Consider the following 388-nt stretch of genomic DNA (forward strand, 5'->3'; position numbering starts at 1 on the left):
AAAAGTCAATTCTGGTCAAATCAATCGATTTTGCATAAACCTAAAAACATGGTAACAACATCTAAATTATTCGACTCAATTTGAATCAGCTCTCAAAAAAAGGGGAAAGCTGAATCACAAGCCCAACAATGTCAATGGGAAGGCTGTGAAAAAGCTGGCACCTATAAAGCACCGGCAGGTCGAAATCACGAAGGTCAATATCTCTATTTTTGTATTGAGCATGTGCGTGCTTATAATAAAAATTTTAATTACTTGTCTGGTCTTAGTGATAAAGATATTGCCAAGTTTCAAAAGGATGCGCTCACGGGACATCGTCCAACATGGCCTACTGATTTTAGCAAGGGCACAGCAAAAAAAACAGCCGCACATTACGCACAAATTCGCTCTG

The 388-nt window shown here is 38.9% G+C and carries 1 pseudogene; it reads left to right on the forward strand.

Going from position 1 to position 388, the window contains the following annotated elements:
* Window positions 1-84 precede the first annotated feature (84 nt).
* Window positions 85-388: pseudogene (locus tag J7R10_RS09495) on the forward strand (molecular chaperone DnaJ); the annotation flags it as partial.

This window comes from Bartonella vinsonii subsp. berkhoffii ATCC 51672, from assembly GCF_902825225.1.
Taxonomy (GTDB): Bacteria; Pseudomonadota; Alphaproteobacteria; order Rhizobiales; family Rhizobiaceae; genus Bartonella; species Bartonella berkhoffii.